Annotated in this window: 20 protein-coding genes; 13 read left to right on the forward strand and 7 right to left on the reverse strand. The window is 66.3% G+C overall.

Translation table 11 applies throughout. The annotated features are described in order from the left end of the window. The first annotated feature begins 72 nt into the window (after nucleotides 1-72). Entirely contained in the window at nucleotides 73-543 is a 471-nt protein-coding gene (locus tag IFT60_RS10510; protein WP_192051920.1) for a hypothetical protein, read from the forward strand. Here IFT60_RS10510 and IFT60_RS10515 read toward each other — a convergent pair. Beyond that, complete coding sequence (locus IFT60_RS10515; RefSeq protein WP_192051921.1) at nucleotides 527-1,660, reverse strand: acyltransferase family protein; 1,134 nt, start codon at nucleotides 1,658-1,660, stop codon at nucleotides 527-529. The genes IFT60_RS10510 and IFT60_RS10515 overlap by 17 nt on opposite strands. A 105-nt stretch (nucleotides 1,661-1,765) precedes the next feature. Here IFT60_RS10515 and IFT60_RS10520 point away from each other — a divergent pair, with 105 nt between their 5' ends. The 3 genes from IFT60_RS10520 (at nucleotide 1,766) to IFT60_RS10530 (ending at nucleotide 3,996) form a co-directional block, all read left to right on the forward strand. After that, on the forward strand, nucleotides 1,766-2,740 hold the full coding sequence (locus IFT60_RS10520; protein WP_192051922.1) for a succinylglutamate desuccinylase/aspartoacylase family protein: 975 nt from the start codon (nucleotides 1,766-1,768) through the stop codon (nucleotides 2,738-2,740). Between the two features lie 65 nt (nucleotides 2,741-2,805). Next, on the forward strand, nucleotides 2,806-3,054 hold the full coding sequence (locus IFT60_RS10525; protein ID WP_192051923.1) for a DUF3297 family protein: 249 nt from the start codon (nucleotides 2,806-2,808) through the stop codon (nucleotides 3,052-3,054). A gap of 270 nt (nucleotides 3,055-3,324) precedes the next feature. Continuing rightward, a complete protein-coding gene (locus IFT60_RS10530; RefSeq protein ID WP_192051924.1) occupies nucleotides 3,325-3,996 on the forward strand; it encodes a hypothetical protein in 672 nt (223 codons plus the stop codon). A 384-nt stretch (nucleotides 3,997-4,380) separates the two neighbouring features. Here the strand turns inward: IFT60_RS10530 and sugE are convergent, their stop codons facing one another. Next, nucleotides 4,381-4,701: a quaternary ammonium compound efflux SMR transporter SugE gene (gene sugE, locus IFT60_RS10535; RefSeq protein WP_192051966.1), complete on the reverse strand. Its 321-nt coding sequence runs from the start codon at nucleotides 4,699-4,701 to the stop codon at nucleotides 4,381-4,383. 155 nt (nucleotides 4,702-4,856) lie between these two features. Between sugE and IFT60_RS10540 the strand changes: the two genes are divergently transcribed. The 3 genes from IFT60_RS10540 to IFT60_RS10550 all read left to right on the forward strand — a co-directional run bounded on the left by IFT60_RS10540 (nucleotide 4,857) and on the right by IFT60_RS10550 (nucleotide 9,461). Next, nucleotides 4,857-5,921: an alkene reductase gene (locus IFT60_RS10540; protein WP_192051925.1), complete on the forward strand. Its 1,065-nt coding sequence runs from the start codon at nucleotides 4,857-4,859 to the stop codon at nucleotides 5,919-5,921. 177 nt (nucleotides 5,922-6,098) lie between these two features. After that, entirely contained in the window at nucleotides 6,099-8,762 is a 2,664-nt protein-coding gene (gene pepN, locus IFT60_RS10545) for an aminopeptidase N (RefSeq protein ID WP_229510782.1), read from the forward strand. A gap of 3 nt (nucleotides 8,763-8,765) precedes the next feature. Then, nucleotides 8,766-9,461 carry a hypothetical protein gene (locus IFT60_RS10550; protein ID WP_192051926.1) on the forward strand — a complete coding sequence of 232 codons (696 nt, stop codon included), beginning with the start codon at nucleotides 8,766-8,768 and terminating at the stop codon, nucleotides 9,459-9,461. Between the two features lie 15 nt (nucleotides 9,462-9,476). On the opposite strand, the gene IFT60_RS10555 is transcribed toward IFT60_RS10550, so the two are convergent. Beyond that, entirely contained in the window at nucleotides 9,477-9,824 is a 348-nt protein-coding gene (locus IFT60_RS10555) for a hypothetical protein (RefSeq protein WP_192051927.1), read from the reverse strand. Between the two features lie 184 nt (nucleotides 9,825-10,008). Between IFT60_RS10555 and IFT60_RS10560 the strand changes: the two genes are divergently transcribed. After that, nucleotides 10,009-10,452, forward strand: coding sequence for an acyl-CoA thioesterase (locus tag IFT60_RS10560; RefSeq protein ID WP_192051928.1), 444 nt, complete (start codon nucleotides 10,009-10,011; stop codon nucleotides 10,450-10,452). Nucleotides 10,453-10,592: 140 nt separating this feature from the next. After that, nucleotides 10,593-11,816 carry a right-handed parallel beta-helix repeat-containing protein gene (locus IFT60_RS10565; RefSeq protein WP_192051929.1) on the forward strand — a complete coding sequence of 408 codons (1,224 nt, stop codon included), beginning with the start codon at nucleotides 10,593-10,595 and terminating at the stop codon, nucleotides 11,814-11,816. A gap of 82 nt (nucleotides 11,817-11,898) precedes the next feature. Here the strand turns inward: IFT60_RS10565 and arsC are convergent, their stop codons facing one another. Then, nucleotides 11,899-12,246, reverse strand: coding sequence for an arsenate reductase (glutaredoxin) (arsC, locus tag IFT60_RS10570; RefSeq protein ID WP_197986275.1), 348 nt, complete (start codon nucleotides 12,244-12,246; stop codon nucleotides 11,899-11,901). Between the two features lie 200 nt (nucleotides 12,247-12,446). Here arsC and IFT60_RS10575 point away from each other — a divergent pair, with 200 nt between their 5' ends. Next, entirely contained in the window at nucleotides 12,447-13,073 is a 627-nt protein-coding gene (locus tag IFT60_RS10575; protein ID WP_192051930.1) for a 1-acyl-sn-glycerol-3-phosphate acyltransferase, read from the forward strand. Nucleotides 13,074-13,194: 121 nt separating this feature from the next. On the opposite strand, the gene IFT60_RS10580 is transcribed toward IFT60_RS10575, so the two are convergent. The 3 genes from IFT60_RS10580 to IFT60_RS10590 form a co-directional block, all read right to left on the reverse strand. Continuing rightward, complete coding sequence (locus IFT60_RS10580; protein WP_192051931.1) at nucleotides 13,195-13,740, reverse strand: GNAT family N-acetyltransferase; 546 nt, start codon at nucleotides 13,738-13,740, stop codon at nucleotides 13,195-13,197. 139 nt (nucleotides 13,741-13,879) lie between these two features. Continuing rightward, the gene (gene sulP / locus IFT60_RS10585) at nucleotides 13,880-15,547 is read right to left on the reverse strand and encodes a SulP family inorganic anion transporter (protein WP_192051932.1); all 1,668 of its coding nucleotides are present in this window, start codon (nucleotides 15,545-15,547) and stop codon (nucleotides 13,880-13,882) included. 204 nt (nucleotides 15,548-15,751) lie between these two features. After that, nucleotides 15,752-17,221, reverse strand: a complete 1,470-nt coding sequence (locus tag IFT60_RS10590; RefSeq protein ID WP_192051933.1) for a GGDEF domain-containing protein — start codon at nucleotides 17,219-17,221, stop codon at nucleotides 15,752-15,754. Between the two features lie 179 nt (nucleotides 17,222-17,400). Here IFT60_RS10590 and IFT60_RS10595 point away from each other — a divergent pair, with 179 nt between their 5' ends. The 3 genes from IFT60_RS10595 to IFT60_RS10605 are packed head-to-tail and all read left to right on the forward strand — an operon-like array spanning nucleotide 17,401 to nucleotide 19,696. Continuing rightward, nucleotides 17,401-18,366: an SDR family oxidoreductase gene (locus tag IFT60_RS10595; protein ID WP_192051934.1), complete on the forward strand. Its 966-nt coding sequence runs from the start codon at nucleotides 17,401-17,403 to the stop codon at nucleotides 18,364-18,366. A gap of 25 nt (nucleotides 18,367-18,391) precedes the next feature. Further along, nucleotides 18,392-19,453 (forward strand): non-homologous end joining protein Ku, encoded by a 1,062-nt coding sequence (gene ku / locus IFT60_RS10600; protein ID WP_192051935.1) that lies wholly within the window; start codon nucleotides 18,392-18,394, stop codon nucleotides 19,451-19,453. 3 nt (nucleotides 19,454-19,456) lie between these two features. Then, complete coding sequence (locus tag IFT60_RS10605; RefSeq protein WP_192051936.1) at nucleotides 19,457-19,696, forward strand: hypothetical protein; 240 nt, start codon at nucleotides 19,457-19,459, stop codon at nucleotides 19,694-19,696. Nucleotides 19,697-19,804: the final 108 nt, after the last annotated feature.

Genomic DNA, 19,804 nt, shown 5'->3' on the forward strand with positions numbered 1-19,804 from the left:
TTTTATGCGCGCCCGGACTGCCCGGGCGCGCTTGCGTTACACTGCCGGCATCCGCATTTTTATCCACCTGCCATGCCCCTGATGCCCGTCGTCCTCGACCTGCTCTCGCGCGCCAGCCATGCGCTCGGCTTCGAGACGCTCGACCGCTTCCCGCGCAACCACCTCCATGCGCGCACGCACTGGGACCGGGCCTATTTCGACATCGCCTCCGATTTGAAACCCGAGGCCATCGAGCGGTCGCTATGCGATTCGATCGCCAACACGCCCTCCATCTTCGCCCACATCGCCAACCCGACCCCGGCCATGCAGCGCACCCTGCTCGGCGTGATCGACACGCGCCTGCGCCGCTCCTGCGGCGCGCCGTCCGACCTGGTGCTGCTGCTGATCGAGGCCTACCGCAGCCCGTACACGATGGAAGCGCGGCCGGGCCTGCGTACGGCGATCGAAGCGAGTGCCGGGCAAGAGCCGCGCGAACGGGTGCACGCGACGCTGGCTTTCCTGGGCGCGATGCCGGCCGCCTTTGACGTCATCGAAGCGTCATAGCCTGCACGAGATTGCTCGGCACATAGCGTTCGCGCAGCGCCATGAACGGCGTTTCCACCAGCCGGTAGAGGATCCAGCCCGACAGCACCGACAGCGCCAGCAGCAATCCGATCGCCACCATCGTCTGCGGTCCGTAGCCAAGCGCCTGCAAGGGTTTATAGGCGACCGCGCAGGCGCCGCGGTGGGTCAGGTAGATGGCGTAGGACCAGACGGCCAGGCGCCCGGCGCCGGGGATGCGCAAGTCGCGCAAGAGCGAGCGCTCCGACAGTGCCGCCAGGATCAGCAGGCCGAACGCCAACCCGAGCAGCGAAAAGCCGAACACGGTCGGCGCGAAACCGTAACGGTCATCCAGGAACAGCCAGAAGGCCAGGCCGGTCACGAGCAAGCCCGCCGCCAGCAGGCCGTTGCCGTGGCGCGTGGCGCGCGTCCACACATCCGGATGGCGGTTCTTCAGCAGCGCCAGGGCGACGCCGGCCACCAGTTCGTCGAGCCGGCATAAGCTGGCGTAATAGATGAGCTTGTAATAGAAGTAAGTCCCATAGGTCTGGCCATCGACCTGCGCCGCCCACAGCTGCGCACGCAGCAGCATGCCGCCCACGACGACGCAGGCGATGAAGACCCAGGCGAACACGATGCGACCGCGCAGCGCGGCCCCGAGCAGGGCCAGCGCCGGCAACAGCAGGTAGAACTGCTCTTCGATCGCGAGCGACCAGCTGTGCGAGAACGCGGTGCCGGGTTTCAAGCCGAGGTTCTGGGTAAAGCTCAGGTAGCGCAACAGCGGCGCCAGCGGCGCGTTCTCGCCCCAGGCCGGCCACAGGACATACAGCGCCAGCACCACCAGGTAATTCGGCAGCGTGCGCAGCAGACGGCGCGCGTAAAAGGCCCGCAAGGACAGGCCGGCGTCGGTCGCCATCGCCTTGAAAATCTGGTTGCCGATCAGGTAGCCCGACAGCGCGAAGAACAGGTCGACGCCGGCCCAGCCGATGCGCCCGACCCAGCCGAAGGTAGCGTCGTCGTTCGAGACGAACAGCGTGTAATGGTGCAGCACGACCAGCGTGACGGCCAGCGCGCGCAGGGTATCGAGGCCGTTCAGGCGGGCGCTGCGGGGATCTTGCATCGGATCGTTCGAAAGGAAGAGTGGCGGATCATGCCATGCCCTTTTCGCATGTGCCAGTGATTCCCGATAAAATGACGGCACCGAAAATTCCCTGGATCACCACGCATGGCTTCCGCCCCGAATCTGCAGTTCAAGTTTGTCAACTATACCGGCCTGGACGATGGTCCGAGCGTGATCATCATGGGTGCGACCCATGGCAACGAAATCTGCGGTACCGAAGCGATCCGCCGCGTCATGGCCGAGCTCGACAGCGGCGCGCTGCGCATCGCCGCCGGCAGCGTCACCTTCGTACCGATCGTCAATCCGCTCGCTTATTTTAAAAACCAGCGCAACGGCGACCGCAACCTGAACCGCAACCTGTTCCCGAAAGACGACCCGCAGGATTTCGAAGACCGCATCGCCAACTGGCTGTGCCCGCTGCTGGCGCAACACGACGTGCTGCTCGACCTGCATTCCTTCAACGCCGCGCACGGCGAACCGTTCGTGATGGTCGGCCCGGTCAACAATGACGGTCCGCTCGAGCCCTTCGTCCATGCGGACAAGGAACGGGCATTGGCGCGCCGCCTCGGCGTGCGCCGTTTCGTGACCGGCTGGATGGCGGCCTACGGCGGCGGCGTGCAGCGTCGCTCGCGTGGCAACGCGGCCGAGCTGGAAACGGTGCTGCGCTACGGCGTCGGCACCACCGAATACATGCGCAGCACCGGCGGCTATGCGCTCACCCTCGAATGCGGCCAGCACGTCGACCCGCAGGCGCCGGAAGTGGCCTACCGCGCCATCATCAACACGCTGGCGCACCTGGCGTTGATCGAAGCGCCGCAGCCGGAACCGGTGCCCTTCGACGAAATGGAAGCGCTGCACATGGTCGCGGTGTACGACAAGCTCGACGCCGGCGACAGTTTTGTGCGAAGCTGGGCCAGCTTCGATCCGGTGACGGAAGGCGAACAGATCGGCACGCGCGCCGACGGCACACCGGTGCTGGCCGAGTTCAGCGGCCGTATCCTGTTCCCGGATGCCAAGGCGGGGGCGAATTCGGAGTGGTATTACCTGACGCGGGCGAATCCGGAGTTCGGGCGCGGCTGAAACCCATAAGGCGTACAAGCGTGCGCCGTTGTCCCCGACTGCGTTCTAGTGGATAATTCGACACCATGACCGATACCGCAACCCTCCCCCCTCTCCCCGACCGGCTCTCGATCGATCCGAGCAGCCCTTTCCACAACCGCGACGTGTTCCAGCATGACGTCGGCATCCGCTTCAACGACAAGGACCGTTTCGACGTCGAAGAGTATTGCCTGAGCGAAGGCTGGATCAAGGTCGCCGCCGGCAAGACGCTCGACCGCAAGGGCAAGCCGATGCTGATCAAGCTGAAGGGCAAGGTCGAGGCGTTCTACCGCTGAGCGGCCACGCCGGCAAGCGTGCCGGCATGTTGACAATTCATCTTTCGAATACGAAAACGGCGCATTCAGGCGCCGTTTTCCATTGCAATATTCCCTGTACAACGCTCGGCTTGATTGTTAAATAAGAGCTGTCGCCACGTCACAACGGAACATGTTTCGGTGCGGCAAATTGCTTGCCCACGCTAAACATCGTCCATATCATCGGGTCCTCTCATTGCCACACGGCAATCCATCGCCCGCACCAGCGCTTGCTGGGATATTGGACATCACATGAAATTCCCCAAGATTTTTTCGATCGCCCTGCTCTCGCTGGCGACGGCAACCGTGGCCCAGGCCGCCGACATCGCCACGACCGTCGACCTCGGCACAACCGGCCTCGGCCTGCACCTCAGCGCGCCTGTCGCGCCGAAACTGAACGCCCGTGTCGGCCTGAACTACGCGACCTATTCCTACGACGGCCACACCTCGGACGTGAACTACGATTTCAAGCTGAAACTGGCCACCGTCGACGCCCTGCTCGACTACCACCCCTTCGACGGCGGCTTCCGTTTCAGCGCCGGCCTGGTCCATAACGGCAACAGCATCGACGCCAGGTCGCGTCCGGACGCCAACGGCAACTACACCATCAACGGGCGCAGCTACGACGCCGCCGTCGCCGGCAACCTGATCGGCAAGGTCGAATTCCGCAAGAATGCGCCCTACCTGGGCATTGGCTGGGGCAATGCCGTCAAATCGGCGGGCTGGAGCTTCGGCATGGACCTGGGCGTGGCCTTCCAGGGCGCACCAAAGACGAGCCTGGCCTTGCGCGGCTGCACGGCGCCGGCGCTGGTCTGCTCGCGGCTCGCCGACGACGCGGCCGGCGAGAACGCGCGCCTGGCCAAGGAAGTGAAGGATTTCAAGCTGTACCCGGTGCTGCGCGTGGGGATCAGCTACCGCTTCTGAAGCGGCTGGCATGTGTGAAGAGGCAGGCCATGGGCCTAATGCCGTTCAGTTAACCTACGCGAACCGTTTTATCTGGCGCTGAGCTGGCCACATTAAGTGAGTTTCGATAATTGTAGGGTGGACTCCCGAGTCCACGCGGTACGTGCCCTTGCATACCTTGACGCTTGGGGAGGCCTGGGCGTGCGCACTCCCAGGCATGTGGCGCATCTCGGCATCTCGATATGCATAAAAAGGGCCGTGGACTCAGGAGCGGTTCGCCGCCCGGTCCACCCTACCTATCGCGCGACTCGAAGTGCGCGACCGGGGTTAGTGTTAGCTAAAAGACGTGGCCGATCGCTTAACTGAACGGCATCGAGGCCGCAGGCCTGCCTTTTTCGTTTCGGCTCAGGCCGGCGTCAACAGTTTCAAGCCGGCGATCCCAAGCGCGATCAGGCCGATCGAGCCGATGCGCAGCGCGCCGGCCGGTTCGCCCAGCATCATCATGCCGAAGATGGCCGTGCCGATGGTGCCGATACCGGTCCAGACCGCGTAGGCGGTGCCCAGCGGCAGGTTACGCAGCGCCAGGCCCAGCATGCCGACGCTGAGCAGCATCGCCAGCAGCGTGAAGGCGGTCGGGATCGGTTTGGTGAACCCTTCCGTGTATTTCAGACCGGCGGCCCACGCCACTTCCAGCAGCCCCGCCAGCACCAGGTAAAACCAGCTCATCATCGACCTTTCGCGGGGCGTGCCCGTTCATAAAAACGGGCGCAAGTATAACATTCGTCTACGCCAAGGCCCGGCGGCCGGCGAAATCCGGCCGTGCCCGGCAGGAATTCGTGGCGTCCCGTAAGATGCCCGGACCGACACACCGAGGATTGCACATGACGACACTGTTTGACCCGATCACCATCGGCGCGCTCGCGCTGCCGAACCGCATCATCATGGCGCCGCTGACGCGCGCCCGCGCTATCGGCCCGGACCGCGTCCCCAACGCGCTGATGGTCGACTACTACGTCCAGCGCGCCAGCGCCGGCTTGATCCTGTCGGAGGCGACCTCGGTCACGCCGATGGGTGTGGGCTATGCCGACACGCCGGGCATCTGGTCCGAGGCGCAAGTCGCGGGCTGGAAGCAAGTGACCGAGGGCGTGCACGCCGCCGGCGGACGCATCGTCATGCAACTCTGGCACGTGGGCCGCATTTCCGATCCGGTCTTCCTCGACGGCGCGGCGCCGGTCGCGCCGAGCGCGGTCAAGCCGGCCGGCACCGTGAGCCTGGTGCGTCCGAAGCGCGACTACGCCACGCCGCGCGCGCTGGAAACGCAGGAGATCGCCGGCATCGTCGCCGCCTACCGCCAGGGCGCGGAAAATGCGAAAAAGGCCGGCTTCGATGGCGTCGAGATCCATGGCGCCAACGGCTACCTGCTCGACCAGTTCCTGCAAGACAGCACCAACCTGCGCAGCGACGAATACGGCGGCTCGATCGAGAACCGTGCGCGCCTGCTGCTGGAAGTGACCGACGCCTGCATCGACGTCTGGGGCGCCGACCGCGTCGGCATGCACCTGGCGCCACGGCGCGATGCCCACGACATGGGCGATTCGACCCCGGTCGAGACCTTTGGCTACGTCGCGCGCGAACTCGGCAAGCGCGGCATCGCCTTTATCTTCGCGCGCGAAGCGGTCGGCGAGGACAGCCTGGGACCGCTGCTGAAGAAGGAGTTCGGCGGCCCCTTCATCGCCAACGAAAAGATGACGGTCGAAACCGCCGAACGCCTTTTGAGCGCGGGCGACGCCGACGCCATCGCCTTTGGCCTGTGGTTCATCGCCAACCCGGACTTGCCGCAGCGTTTGCAAAGCGGTGCGCCGCTGAACCCGCTGCGTCCGGAAGTGATCTACGGTAGCGGCGCCGAAGGTTATACGGATTACGCGTCGCTGAAGCAGGCCTCATAAGGACCGTATGAGAACCGGTGCGCGGGCTCGCCTGCGCACTGTGTTTACATGTATGTATGAGGTATGTACGCCCCGTAAAACACCTTTTTTCCCCTGCAAATCCTGTTGCACTCATGATATTCTTGCGCGATTCGCATAGCGCGCCGGTGGCCGGCGCCTGCTCACCAGGAATCCGTCTTGAAGATTTTTGTTCCCCGCGTCATGGCCTTCGCCATCGCCTCCGCACTTGCCTTCTCCGCCGTCCACGCCGCACCCGCCGCCAAAGCCTCTGCCTCGACCCCACGCGCCGAAAATGCCTTCCTGTCGCAAGAAGACGCCGCTGCCCGTTCGGCGCGCGTGTCGAACGTCGACTATGCGCTCGAATTCACGCTGACCGGCCAGCCGACCTTCAGCGGCGTCACCACCGCCACGTTTGATCTGACCGACAACGCCCAGCCGTTGACGATCGACCTCGACAAGGCGACCGTGAAATCGGTCAGCGTCAACGGCAAGAAGGTCGAGACCAAGTACAACAACTGGTTCGTGACGATTGCCGCCGCCGACCTGGCCAAGGGCCGCAACACTGTCGTGATCGCCTACGAGCGCCTGCACAGCACGAACGGCGAAGGCTTGCACCGCATGGTCGATCCGGTCGATGGCCGGGTCTACACCTACTCCCACTTCGAACCGGCCGCTGCGCACCAGATGTTCGCCGTCTTCGACCAGCCCGACCTGAAGGCGACCTACCAGGTCACGGCCACTGCGCCGGCCGACTGGCATGTGGTGTCGACCACGCGCGAGACGCGCATTGAAGAGGCTGGAACGGCTAAACGCTGGATCTTCCCGAAATCGAAAAAGCTGAGCCCGTACAATTTCTCGCTGCACGCCGGCCCCTACAAAGTGTGGGAAGACAAGAGCGGCAAGTACCCGATGCGCCTGTTTGCGCGCCAGTCGGTCGCCGCCCAGGTGACGCCGGAAGACTGGTTCCGCTACACCAAAGACGGCCTGGCCTTTTTCGACAATTACTTCGGCATCCCTTACCAGTTCGAGAAGTATGACCAGCTGCTGGTCCCCGACTTCCTGTACGGCGCGATGGAAAACGCCGGCGCGATCACCTTTGCCGAAGGCGGCTTCCTGCACAAGGCGAAGATGACCGACGCCCAGCGCCAGTCGCTGGCGTCCGTCATCATGCACGAGATGGCGCACCAGTGGTTCGGCGACCTGGTCACCATGCAGTGGTGGAACGGCCTGTGGCTGAACGAAAGCTTCGCTTCCTTCATGGGCACGCTGGCCACGGCCGAAGCGACCGAGTTCAAGGACGCCTGGCAGCATTTCTATTCGACCGGCAAGCAGGCGGCCTACGTGCAGGACCAGAAGTCGAATACGCACCCGATCGAGGTGCCGGTGCCGTCGACCGCGAACGCCTTCGACAACATCGATGCGATCACCTATTCGAAAGGCGCCTCGACCCTGATCCAGCTGCGCCACCTGCTGGGCGCGGAAGTCTTCCGCAAGGGCGTGCACAATTACCTGACCAAATACTCCTACCAGAACGCCAGGCTCGACGATTTCATCGGCAGCCTGGGCGAAGCGGCCGGGCGCGACCTGTCGGGCTGGACCAAGCAGTGGCTGTACGAGCCAGGCGTGAACACGATCGCGGCCAACTTTACCTGCAGCAGCGGCAAGATCAAGTCGTTTGCCTTGCAGCAGACGGCGCCGAGCAAGGCCTTGCCGACGCTGCGCGAACAGCGCGTGCAGGTTGCCACCTTCAAGGTCGAGGGCGGCAAGTTCACGCAACTGCAGAACGTGCCGGTAACCTATGCCGGCGCCAATACCCGCGTGCCGGCCCTGGTCGGCAGCGCCTGCCCGGACATGGTGTACCCGAACTACCAGGACTGGGGCTTCGTGAAGGTGCAGCTCGACAAGCGCTCGTTCGAGACCGCGCGCGCCAGCCTGGCGGGCGTCGAAGACCCGCTGCTGCGCACGATGCTGTGGCAGAGCCTGTGGGATGGCGTGCGTGACGGCAAGCTGCCGCTGAACGAATTCATCAAGACCGCGCTGGCGAATGCGCCGCTGGAAAAGGATTACACCCTGCTCGGCGACGTGCTCGGCAAGGTCGGCATGGCCAAGTACTATCTCGATGCGATGGGCCTGCATTCTGGCTGGGCGCAGCAGACCCGTGCCGACCTGGAAACCATGGCATGGAACGGCGTGCTTGCGAACAAAGGCAACGACAACTTCCAGCGTCGCTGGTTCACGACCTACATCGGGCTGGCCAGCACGCCGGCGGCGCTCGAGCGCCTGGCGGGCATGCTGGGCGGCACGGTCAAGGTGGAGGGCCTGGACCTCAACCAGGACCTGCGCTGGACCATCGTCGCCCGCCTGAACCGCTACGACCACGCCGGCGCCGCCGCGCTGGTCGAGCAGGAAGCGCAGCGCGACAAGTCGGACAGCGGCCAAGCCGCGGCGCTCGCCGCCACCGTGGTGCGTCCTGATCCGCAGGTCAAGGCCGAATGGCTGGCAACGGTCGAAAACCTGAAGACCGAGCTGCCGTTCTCGAAGATCCGCACGGCGATGGGCAGCCTGTATCCGGCCGAGCAGAACGCGCTGGCCGAACAGACGGCGGCCGCGCGCCTGGCCAAGCTGCCGGCGATCGACAAGGCGGCCGGCCCGGTCTACATGCGCAGCTATGCCAACACCTTGATTCCTGCCAGCTGCACGCCGGCCAGCGTCAAGCGCCTGACCCAGGCCGCGGACAGCATGAAGGACCTGTCGGCCGGCACCCGCCGCTCGCTGCTCGACGTCCAGCAGGAAGACCAGCGCTGCGTGACGATCAAGCAGGCCATGACGGCGCCGAAGTAAACGTTGGCGTACGCCATCGTGCCAGGCTATGCGGCGTCCCGCTCGTGGACGCCGCTGGTCCTGACGGTCGGGCTGCACCTGCTGCTGGTGCTGGCCTGGCTCACCGGCGTGCAAGGCCCGGCGCTCCAGCCAACGCCGGCCGAGCGTACCTCGACCCTGGTGCTGGTGCAGCCGCTGGCCCGGCCCCGGCCGGCGCCAGCCGAACCGCCTCAGATTCCCAAACCGCGCACGCGCAGCCCGGCAGCGATGTCGGTTCCTGTGCTCGTCTCGCCTGCGCCTGTCGTTCCATCCTCCCCTGCCCCCGCACCGGCGGACGCGCCGCAAGCCGACCCGGCCCCCGATTCGCCCTCCGCAGCGGCGCTGCCCGGCGAGCTGCTCGCCACGTCGAAGGCGATGGCAGGCAAGGTCGACCGTGAATTGCGCAACGGATCCAGCCCGATCACGGCCGAACCCGAGCGCAAATGGGAACGCTTTGCCGAAGCCTTTGCCGCCGCGCGCAAGGGCGCTCCGCCCGGCGTCACCCTCGAGAGCTACACCGAGCCGGACGGCGTGATCATTTACCGCAAGACGGTGGCCGGCAAGACCAGGTGCTACCGCAGCGGCAGCGTCGGCGGCCTGACCACGCAATTCGGCAATGCCGACCTCCACGGCGGCGGCAACACGACCTGCCCCACGAGCGTCAGTTGGTCCCGCCACTGATTTTTCGTCAGGCACTCAACCTCCTTTCGTTACAGGTTTACCGCCCGTGCCCGGCACGCACAGCTCGGCCAGGCGGCGCCAGGAACCGTCGGCAAAGCACTCGCCTGGCGGCGGCGCGCGTTCGAACAGCTGGCCCAGGCCCTGCGGCGACACGTCGTTCACTTTCACTTCCCGATCGATCGGCAGACACACCGCGTCGTGCCAGGCGGCGGCATAGGTGCGCGGCGTCGGCAGCGGTCCGCGCAGGCGGGTGGCGGCCGCCTCGCATTCGGCGCGCGTGAGGTAGGCGCCGCGCAGGCTGCTGCCCTCGAGCGTCACCTCGAGATGCTGCTGCAGGTACAAAAGCAGGACGATCGTGAACACTGAGTCCTCCACTTGCTGTCTGTCGGTTGGAGTCGTGTTCCAGGGGCGCGGTTCGGCGCGCACGGCTGACCTGGATCAGGTCGGAGCAGCACACTCCGGGTCACCCAGGGCTGGTCGGCAGCGCGACGGCCGAGCGGCTAGAATGGGCGCTTTGGCGGCGCCACAAAGCCGCTTCGACCGAGGAATGACTTTGACCTGGGATTATCCGCAACCCTTCCTGCTGTCCCTGGCGCCCGGCGCCGCGGACATCGATGGCCTGAACCACACCAATAATGCGGTCTACGTGCGCTGGTGCGAGCAGGCCGGCTGGGCGCACTCCGAGGCGCTGGGCCTGGGCATCGACGATTACCGGCGCCTCGACCGGGCGATGGCGATCCGGCGCGCCGAATACGATTACATCCTGCCGACGCTGCTGGGCGAGGCGCTGACGCTGGCTACCTGGCTGGTCGGCGGCGACGGCAAGCTGTCGATGGAACGGCGCTTCCAGCTGGTGCGCGAGGGCGATGGCGCGACCGTGCTGCGCGGGCGCTGGGAACTGGTCTGCATCGACATCGGCGGCGGCCGGCCGCGCCGCATGCCGCCCGAATTCCTGGACGCCTACATGCCGCAGGTGGTGAAAAGCGCCTGAACCCACCCGGGCGGTACGCTATGCATGGGTTAGCTTGAGACACCTTGCGCCTGCTCAAAGGCAAACTTGAGCAAACCGCGCCGGGGGGCGTTCGCGCCGGGGGACACTGCATTGGTGTCCGCCGTCCACGAGGTTTTGCCATGCCCGGTCCAGCCAATCGTCCCGCCAATCCCTCCCTCGCGGTATTGTTCTGCGCCATCCTGCTCGGGCTCGACGGCTGCCGCCTGAGCGAAGGTTCGTCCGAACAGCTGGTCGTCCCCGAAGTCGTGCGCACCAACCTGTTCGTCGCGCCCAACGGCTCGGACGCCAATCCGGGCACCCAGTCCGAGCCCTTCCGCACGATCGCGCGCGCGGCCCAGGTCGTGACCGCCGGTACCACCGTGTACGTGGCGCCGGGCCAGTACACGGGCGGCTTTCGCACCAGCGTCAGCGGCACCGCCGAGGCGCGCATCATCTTCGTGTCGTCCGAACGCTGGGGCGCGAAAATCGTCCCGCCGCTCGACTCGCGCACCAGCAGCGCCTGGGACAACCGCGGCAACTACGTCGACATCGTCGGCTTCGACGTCGACGGCTTCCAGTACCAGAGCGGCACCAAGTGGCTCAGCGGCATCTACAACGGCGGTTCGTACAACGGTATCCGCCACAACCACGTGCACCACATCGGCCTCGACGTGCCTTGCGAGGCGGCCGGCGGCGCCGGCATCGGCGTGGACAGTTATTACAAGGGCAAGCACGGCGAAGTCATCGGCAACAACGTGCACGACATCGGCCCGCCCGAGTGCCGCTTCCACCACGGCATCTACGTCAGTACCCAGGCGCGCGTGCGCAGCAACGTGATCTACCGGATTTCCGGCGCCGGCATCCACTTGTGGCACGACGCCCAGCGGGTCGACATCACCGGCAACACGATCTCCACCTCCGGTTCCGGCATCGTCGTCGGCGGCGGCGATTTCTACTATTCGAAGGGGCCGAACGACAATACGGTCGTGGCCAACAACATCGTCTTCGACAACAAGCACGGCATCCTCGAACAGGGCGCCACCGGCAAGAACAACCGCTACGTGCACAACCTGGTGTTCCAGAACAGCGCCGCCGACTGGCGCCTGGCGCCGGGACGCGAGCACGTGGGCACCGTCGCGGCCGAACCGGCCTTCATCGAGTACAGCCGCACCGGTACGCCCGATTTCCGCCTCAGCAGCCGGTCGCCGGCGATCGCGCGCGGCGCCGTCATCGAGGCCCCGGAACCCGATTTCGAAGGCAAGCAGCGCAGCGTCTCCACCGGCTTCGATATCGGCGCCTTCCAGCACGAGCAGCTGCCCGACTCCGAACTGTCGCGCAACGAGGATCCCGACGCGGTGCGCTGACGCTTTCACACACCTGCTTCAAAAACCTGCTCCACAAACCTGCCTCGCAAACCTGCGCCGCAGTGTCCCGCACTGACGTCCGTTACAGGATTTCCCGCACCTTCTCCGGCGGCCGGCACAGGCGCACGCCCTTCGGCGTCACCACGAAGGGCCGGTTCATCAACCGTGGGTGCGCCAGCATCGCATCGACCAGGGCGTCTTCGCTCGTGCCCTCGGCATCGAGCCCGAGTTCCGTGTACAGGCTTTCCTTGGTGCGCATCGCCGCGCGGGCGGACAAGCCGGCGGCGGCCAGCATGCGTACCAGTTCATCGCGCGCGGGCGGCGTCGCCAGGTAGTCGACGACGTGCGGCTCGAAGCCGGCGGCACGGATCGCGGCCAGTGCGCCGCGCGAATTGCTGCACTGCGGATTGTGGTAAATCGTAATGTCCATGATGATCAAACTGACAAAGAGGCGGCCATGATACGGCCCGCCCCCGCACCGGACCAGCTTTTTTGCTTGTCGCTCTCGGCCTTGCCCTATAAAATCCCCCGCTCGTTTTCCGCAAGGTAATTTCCCATTCACGCGAACGCCTTGCGCGCCACAACACAGGACAAGATCGCCGCTTTCCAGCGCGGCACGACGGAGAAATGATGAGCGACACCCTGATGCATCCAGCCGCCCTGCCCACCTGGCGCCAGCGCACCGCGCTGCGCCTCCTGAACCTGTTCGGCTGGAAGCTGCGCTATCGGCCCCTGCCCGGCCCGCACGGCATCGCCGTCGTCTATCCGCACACCTCGAACTGGGATTTCCCGATCGGGCTGCTAAGCAAGTGGGCGCTCGGCCTGCCGTTCCGCTGGCTGGCCAAGGACTCGCTGTTCCGCGGTCCGTTCGGCCCGCTGATGCGCTACTGGGGCGGGATCCCGGTCGACCGCCGCGCGCCGATGGGCGCGACGCGCCTGCTGGCAGACAACATGCTGGCCGAAGAGTGGTGCTGGGTCGGCATCACGCCGGAAGGCACGCGCAGCTACCGTCCGCACTGGAAGAGCGGCTTCTACCACCTGGCGATGGCGGCCAAGGTGCCGCTGGTGCTGGTCTATATCGATTATGGCAAGAAGGAACTGGGCCTGGTCGATTCCATCCACCTGAGCGGCGACCAGGATGCCGACATGGCAGCGATCGCCGCCGTCTACCAGGAGCGCCAGGCGCTCAACCCGCAGGATGCGGCGCCGATCAAGCTGGCGCCGCCGCATATCGGGCCGGATCGGCGCAAGGGCTGATCGTCCCGACGCGTTTATGCCTGAATAAACGCGTGGACGGCAGAGCCGTCCACCCTACGGCTGATTGTAGGGTGAACCGGGCCACGAGAGGCGGGTTCCCCCTCCACGCGTCAACCCGTGCTCACACCTGCCGCGCCTCCTTCCGCTCGCGCACGAACAGCGTCTTGTACCAGATCGCGGTGGCGCGCCAGGCGCCGTTCGGGGTGGCGCAATATTCGGGCAATTCTCCTACCCGCGTATAGCCGAGCCGGGCATACAGCGCTTCGGCGTCCGAGCCGGCCTCGGTATCGAGGAACAGCAGGCCGCGGCGCAGCGCCAGCGCCTGCATCTCGGCCGCCGCCATCAGCGCGGTGGCGGCGCCGCCGCGGCGCGCGCCGCTGTGCACCAGCAGCTTTTGCACCTCGGCGCGGTTGCCGCCGTTGGGCTTCATGCACAGGTCGAGCTGCACCGTCCCCACCAGCACGTGGTCGCGCCAGGCAGCCAGCAGGATGCGCGAACCGCCCGCGACCGCCTCGGTCACGTCGCCCCAGTAGGCGTCGACCACCGCCTGGGCCAGCGGCATGACGAAGCCGACCGAGGCGCCATGCGCCACCGCGTCCTGCAACAGCGCGCGCAGTTGCGGCGCGTGCGCCCTGGCGCCGGCCGCATCCAGCATTCTTACCTGCATGTCGTCTCCTCCCTGTCGATACGCGAGAGTGTGCAGGATTCGTGCCCGCCTTCCAAGCCGGATGGGCGCCACACCTGCACTATGCCGGTGCAGAACGTGCCATCGTGCACCGGAAACGACATCCGCAGCGAGCGCCAGCTTAGCGCGAACCGTGCGCCTCTTCCGCCGACAAGGCATCCCAGGCCATTGCCGTACTGAGGAACAGCCGGCCGTTGAGCGCAGCGAGCAGTTCGCTCTGTTTCAAGCGGTCCATCACCGGCCCCTTTACCTCGCTCAGGTGCAGGCCGATGCCGCGCGTGCGCAGCATCGCGTTCAGTTCGCCGAGGGCGAACAGTGCCGAGGTGTCGATCGCATTCACCGCCGACAGCACCAGCACCAGGTGGCGCGTGCAGGGACGCGCCGCGATCTCGTCTTCGATGCGCTCGTTGACCGCCTCCACATTCCCGAAAAACAAGCCGGCATCGACCCGCAACAGGAGCAATCCGGGCGCGGTGTCGGCCGTATAGCGGTCGACGTTGCGGAAGTGCTCGGTGCCCGGAATGCGTCCCAGCACCGCGATGTGCGGACGGCTGGCGCGCCAGATCAGCGCGCCCATCGACAGCGCCACCCCCACCACCACGCCGGCTTCCACGCCCAGCGCCAGCACGCCGGCGGCGGTGGCGATCAGGGCCAATGCATCGGCGCGGTCGTAGCGCCAGGCGGTGCGCAGGGTCGAGGTGTCGAACATGCCGAGCACGGCGACGATGATGGTGGCGGCCAGCGCCGGCAGCGGCAGCAGCGCCAGCCAGCCGGTCGGCACGCACAGGGCCAGCGCCAGCAGGCTGGCCGTGATCAGGCTGGCGAGCTGGGTATTGGCCCCGGCCGCGAAATTCACCGCCGAGCGCGAGATGCTGCCGGTGACGGGAAAACCGCCGGTCAGCGCGCTGCCGACGTTGGCGGCGCCGAGGCCGATCAGTTCGTAATTGCTGTGCAGTTTTTCGGCGCGCTTCAGGGCCAGGGTCTGGGCGCCGGACATGCTGATCAGGAAGACCATGAAGCCAGTCAAGAGCGCCGGCTGCAGCAGCGCCTGCCAATGGTCGTGCGAGGCCGCCAGGTGCAGGAAGGGCAGCCCGGCCGGCACGTTGCCGGTGGTGCGCACGCCCAGCGCTTCCAGCCCGAGCGCCGGCACCAGCGCGGTGGCGCCCAGCACCACGGCCATCGGCGCGAGCTTGGCGCCGATGTCGGCCACGGTCGGACTAAACCCCAGGTGGCGCAGCAGCGACGCGAGCCAGCTGCGCGCCGCCAGCAGGAGCAGCAGCGCGCCGCCGCCGAGGATGGCGCTCGGCAGGTGGACGTCGGGAAGCCAGGCGCCTGCCCGGCTGGCGCCGAGCAGCGCCGGCAGCTGGCCGAGCGCGATCACGACCGAGGAGCCGATGGTAAAACCGCTCATCACCGGGCGCGAGAAGAAGTTGGCCATGAAGCCGATGCGCAGCAGGCCGCAGGCCAGCAGCACCAGGCCGGACAGCAGGGCCAGTTGCGCGGCCAGGGTGGCGTACAGGGCGCTGCCGGCGGCGGCCAGCGGCGCCAGCGTCGAGGCGGTCATCAGCGAAATGATCGCCATCGGCCCGACCGACTGGGTACTGCTGGTGCCGAACAGGGCATACAGGACGGGCGGGACGATGCTGGCATAGATGCCGACCACCGGCGGCAGTCCGGCCACCAGGGCGTAGGCCATGCCTTGCGGGATCATCATCATCGCCACCACCACGCCGGCGCTGATGTCGCCGGGCAGCATGGCGCGCCGGTAGTGCCTCAACCAGTGCAGCATTGCTCGTCCGTTTCAAAAGGCGCAAGGGTAGCACGCGGCGGGGCGGCGACGACGTGGCCGCTGCGAGCGTTTGTCATATGCAGGAGTCACAGGCGGGCATGCCCGCCCTACACAAGCGTGGCAGCGGCGTACGCAGGGTGGGCATGCCCACCGGGGGTGTTCGAAGGATCGCCGACGCGTTCCGCAACACCACCCCCGGCACACCTATCCCATTGCCAATTCCACGCAATTGCGCCCCGCCCGCTTGGCCCTTGCCAGCGCCGCGTTCACGCGCACCGTGAGCGAATCGGCGCTCTCATGCTCCCCGAGCTGCGCCACGCCCAGGCTGATGGTGACCTGGTCGACGCCCGGCATGGCAGTCGCCTCGATCGCCGTGCGCAGCTTTTCGGCCACCTTCAGGCCGTCGATGGCGCTGGTGTGCGGTGCGATCACCTGGAATTCCTCGCCGCCGGAACGTACCAGCACGTCGCTGGCGCGCACCAGCTTCTGGGCGGCCTCGGCCACGGCGCGCAGCACCATGTCGCCCACCGGATGGCCATAGCGGTCGTTGACGCCTTTAAAACGGTCGATGTCGAAGGCGATCAGGGCCAGCGGATGCTTGTAGCGGCGCGCGCGCTTGATTTCCTGTTCCAGCAGGGTTTCGCCATGGCGCCGGTTGGCGATGCCGGTGAGGGCGTCGAGCGTGGACAGGTGCGTCACCTGCGCCAGCATCGCTTCGCTCTCGCGGTTCATATCGGCCAGGCGCAGGCCGACCGCGGCCAGGTCGCACAGCTCGGCCAGGGCGTCGAGTTCGTCGCGCGAAAAGGCGCGCGCGTCGCGAAACAGCAGGCACAGCGAACCGCGCGGCGCGCCGGGGCCGTCGGACGGGATCGGCAGCGCCAGCACCATCCCGACGCCGTGTTCGCGCAGTGCTTCGGCCAGTGCCGGTTCGCCCGGCTTGTCGAGGTCGTCCAGCAGCGCGATCGTGTTGCCGGCGGCGGCGACCAGGCCCGGAAAAGCATGCCGCAGCGGCGACTGCAGCAGGCGCTCGGCGCGTCCCAGCACTTTGGCCAGGTTCAGGTTGCGCTCGCCCTGCTGCGCCTGCAGCTGCAGGTCGCCGCCCGGCTGCAGGTAGAACAGCGCGGCGTGGAGTACGCCGGGCCAGCCGCACAGGGCCTGGCACAGCCGCTCGGCCAGGGCGTCGAGCTCCTCCCCTTCGGCCAGGGCCTGGCGCACGCGCGCCCGCAAGGCTTGCAGGGCGTCGAGTTCCTGCTCGCGCGGCGTCGGCGCCGCAAGCACGGTCGGCCCGGCGGCGAGACGCGCGCCGATCGCCGCGCGCAGCGCCTCTTCGCCGAGCGGCGCGATCGCGTACTCGACCGGACCGCAAGCCATCAGCGCCGGCAGCCAGCGCGCATTCGCGAACGGGCACAGCACAAACGTGGGCGCCCCGGCGCGCGCCGTCACCAGGCGGGACAGGCCCGCATGGTCGAGTTCCGGGTCGAAGCGCTCGAGGTCGATGACGAGCAGGTCGATTGGCTTGAGGTCGACCTCGGCCAGCGCGGCGTCGGCGCTGTCGACCAGCGCCAGTTGCGCGAACTGGGCGCCGCAGGCGGCCTCGAAATCGGCACGGCGCCCGGCCGCCGGGTTGACGAACAGCCCGGTGTGTTGGCCTTGCGGCGTGACCTGCTGGGACATGGTGCTCTCCTTGACGTGCATATTTGTTACACAACGATGCCGATTTTGACATAAACGGGGTTCGCCGAACAGGCAAACCGCGCGCGAAGTGGCCGCCTGTGTGTGGGAGCGCACCGTCGCGTCCAATTGTGCGGCCGATACTGGGCCGGTCTCGAACAATGCAGAGGGAAGGAAGCGCAATGGCCAACCAGGACGATGTAGCGAACCACCAGAAGGCAATCCAGAACCGCCAGGACCAGATCGACGCCAGCGGCAAGGAGGAGGAAGGACAAAAACCGGTGCAGATCGGCGCCCAACAGCCGGTGCCGCCGATGCCCGAACAGCACCTGGCCAAACCCGGCCTCGAAGCGCAGATGGAAGTGCGGCCCCGTTTCATGGCCGAACATTACAAGGGCAGCGGCAAGCTCGAAGGCCAGGTCGCGATCGTCACCGGTGGCGACTCCGGCATCGGCCGCGCGGTCGCGGTGCTGTTCGCGCGCGAAGGCGCCGACGTCGCCATCCTCTACCTGAACGAACACGAAGACGCCGCCGAAACCCAGCGCTGCATCGAAGCCGAGGGCCGGCGCTGCGTGACGATCGCCGGCGACGTCAAGGACATGGACTTCTGCCAGCAGGCGGTCGACGCCGTCGTCGGTCAGTGGGGCCGCCTGGACGTGCTGGTGAACAACGCCGCCTTCCAGATGCATGCCAACACGCTGCTGGACATCACCGAAGAGCGCTTCGACGAAACGATGCGCACGAATATCTACGGTTACTTCCACATGGCGAAAGCCGCCCTGCCCTACCTCAAGCGCGGCGCAGCCATCATCAATACCGGTTCCGTGACAGGCCTGAAGGGTTCCAAGCTGCTGCTCGACTATTCGAGCACGAAAGGCGCGATCCACGCGTTCACCATGTCGCTGGCGGCCAACCTGCTGGACAAGGGCATCCGCGTCAACTGCGTCGCGCCCGGCCCGGTGTGGACGCCGCTGAACCCGGCCGACCAGTCGCCGGACAAGATCGTCCACTTCGGCGAGAGCACCACCTACGGGCGCGCCGCCCAGCCGGAAGAGCTGTCGCCGGCGTATGTGTTCCTGGCTTCGAACGCCTGCTCGAGCTACATCACGGGCATCGTGCTGCCGGTGACGGGCAGCGTGGGCGAATAACGACGACCAACACAAGGAGAATCGTATGGCACGCAGCTTGTGGAAAGGTGCGATCAGCTTCGGGCTGGTGCACATCCCGGTCGATATGTATCCGGCAACCAGCAACAAGGGGCTCGACCTGCACATGCTGGACCGCCGCGATTTCTCCCCGATCGGGTTCAAGCGCTACAACAAGAACACCGAGAAGGAAGTCGGCTGGGACGACATCATCAAGGGTTACGAATACAGCGACGGCGAATACGTGGTGCTGTCCGACGAAGACCTGCGCCGCGCCAATCCGGAAGCGACCCAGACCATCGACATCCTCGCCTTTGTCGACGCCGGCGACGTGCCGCTGCTGTACTACGACCAGCCCTACTACCTGGCGCCCGGCAAGGGCGGCGACAAGGTGTACGCGCTTTTGCGCGACACCCTGAAAAAGGTCGGCAAGATCGGCATCGCCACCGTCGTCATCCGCGTTAAGCAGCACCTGGCCGCGCTGCACTGCGTCGGCAACACGATCGTCATGAACACGCTGCGCTACGCCGACGAGATCCGCGACCCGGGCGAACTCAAGATCCCGACCAAGAATGCGAAAGGCGCCGCCGTCACCGACAAGGAACTCAAGATGGCGATGGCCTTGGTCGAGGGCATGAGCGAGGAATGGGAGCCGGAGCAATACCACGACACCTACCGCGAAGACGTGCTGGCCCTGATCGAGCGCAAGATCAAGGCCAAGCAGACCAAGACCATCACCATGCCGGACAAGGAAGAGAAACCGGCCAAGGCCACCAACGTGATCGACCTGGTCGCGCTGCTGCAGGCCAGCCTGGGCAAGAAGCCGGGCAAAACCGCGGCCGCGGACGACGACGAGGACGACGAACCGCCGCCACCGAAGCGCGCGCGCAAGCCGGAAGCGGACGACGAGGACGACGGGGATAACGACCCGGCGGCGCCGCGTGCACGCAAGACCGCGGCGAGCAGCCGCGAGGCGGTCGCCGCCAAGGCGGCGCCGAAACGGACGACCGCGGCCAAAAAGCCTGCTGCAAAGAAAGCCACGGCCACCACCGCAACCAAGGCGCCCGCGCGCCGCAAGAAGGCAGCCTGAAGGATGGATGGATTCCTCGACTTCCTCCAATGGCCCGCGATGGCGGTCAGCCTGTATGCCGCCTTCATGATCGGTTCGAAAAATGCAGGCAAGCGTATCTTCGGCTTCTGGATGTTCATCCTCAGTAATGTCCTGTGGATCATCTGGGGCGTGCACGACGAAGCCTGGGCGTTGATTTCGCTGCAGGTGGCGCTGATGGCAATGAACATCCGCGGGATTTTCAAGAACGAGTCGCCGGGGTGACCGATCCGGCGGCCAGGAGCAGCAACCCATTCAACCGGACGGCAAGCGCCGTCCACCAACAAGGAGGTTTTCCATGCGTAAGATGATCATGATGGCAATCGCTGGATT

This window comes from Massilia sp. CFBP 13721, from assembly GCF_014842025.1.
In the GTDB taxonomy this organism is placed as follows: Bacteria; Pseudomonadota; Gammaproteobacteria; order Burkholderiales; family Burkholderiaceae_D; genus Telluria.

What these genes read in the sequence shown, in the direction of transcription:
- ku (WP_192051935.1), top strand. Translation starts at nt 18,392, where the DNA reads ATGGCACGCAGCTTGTGGAAAGGTGCGATCAGCTTCGGGCTGGTGCAC.
- IFT60_RS10540 (WP_192051925.1), top strand. Translation starts at nt 4,857, where the DNA reads ATGACGACACTGTTTGACCCGATCACCATCGGCGCGCTCGCGCTGCCG.
- IFT60_RS10605 (WP_192051936.1), top strand. Translation starts at nt 19,457, where the DNA reads ATGGATGGATTCCTCGACTTCCTCCAATGGCCCGCGATGGCGGTCAGC.
- IFT60_RS10520 (WP_192051922.1), top strand. Translation starts at nt 1,766, where the DNA reads ATGGCTTCCGCCCCGAATCTGCAGTTCAAGTTTGTCAACTATACCGGC.
- IFT60_RS10565 (WP_192051929.1), top strand. Translation starts at nt 10,593, where the DNA reads ATGCCCGGTCCAGCCAATCGTCCCGCCAATCCCTCCCTCGCGGTATTG.
- arsC (WP_197986275.1), bottom strand. Translation starts at nt 12,246, where the DNA reads ATGGACATTACGATTTACCACAATCCGCAGTGCAGCAATTCGCGCGGC.
- IFT60_RS10590 (WP_192051933.1), bottom strand. Translation starts at nt 17,221, where the DNA reads ATGTCCCAGCAGGTCACGCCGCAAGGCCAACACACCGGGCTGTTCGTC.
- sulP (WP_192051932.1), bottom strand. Translation starts at nt 15,547, where the DNA reads ATGCTGCACTGGTTGAGGCACTACCGGCGCGCCATGCTGCCCGGCGAC.
- IFT60_RS10580 (WP_192051931.1), bottom strand. Translation starts at nt 13,740, where the DNA reads ATGCAGGTAAGAATGCTGGATGCGGCCGGCGCCAGGGCGCACGCGCCG.
- IFT60_RS10515 (WP_192051921.1), bottom strand. Translation starts at nt 1,660, where the DNA reads ATGCAAGATCCCCGCAGCGCCCGCCTGAACGGCCTCGATACCCTGCGC.
- IFT60_RS10560 (WP_192051928.1), top strand. Translation starts at nt 10,009, where the DNA reads ATGACTTTGACCTGGGATTATCCGCAACCCTTCCTGCTGTCCCTGGCG.
- IFT60_RS10530 (WP_192051924.1), top strand. Translation starts at nt 3,325, where the DNA reads ATGAAATTCCCCAAGATTTTTTCGATCGCCCTGCTCTCGCTGGCGACG.
- IFT60_RS10510 (WP_192051920.1), top strand. Translation starts at nt 73, where the DNA reads ATGCCCCTGATGCCCGTCGTCCTCGACCTGCTCTCGCGCGCCAGCCAT.
- IFT60_RS10575 (WP_192051930.1), top strand. Translation starts at nt 12,447, where the DNA reads ATGAGCGACACCCTGATGCATCCAGCCGCCCTGCCCACCTGGCGCCAG.
- IFT60_RS10525 (WP_192051923.1), top strand. Translation starts at nt 2,806, where the DNA reads ATGACCGATACCGCAACCCTCCCCCCTCTCCCCGACCGGCTCTCGATC.
- IFT60_RS10595 (WP_192051934.1), top strand. Translation starts at nt 17,401, where the DNA reads ATGGCCAACCAGGACGATGTAGCGAACCACCAGAAGGCAATCCAGAAC.
- sugE (WP_192051966.1), bottom strand. Translation starts at nt 4,701, where the DNA reads ATGAGCTGGTTTTACCTGGTGCTGGCGGGGCTGCTGGAAGTGGCGTGG.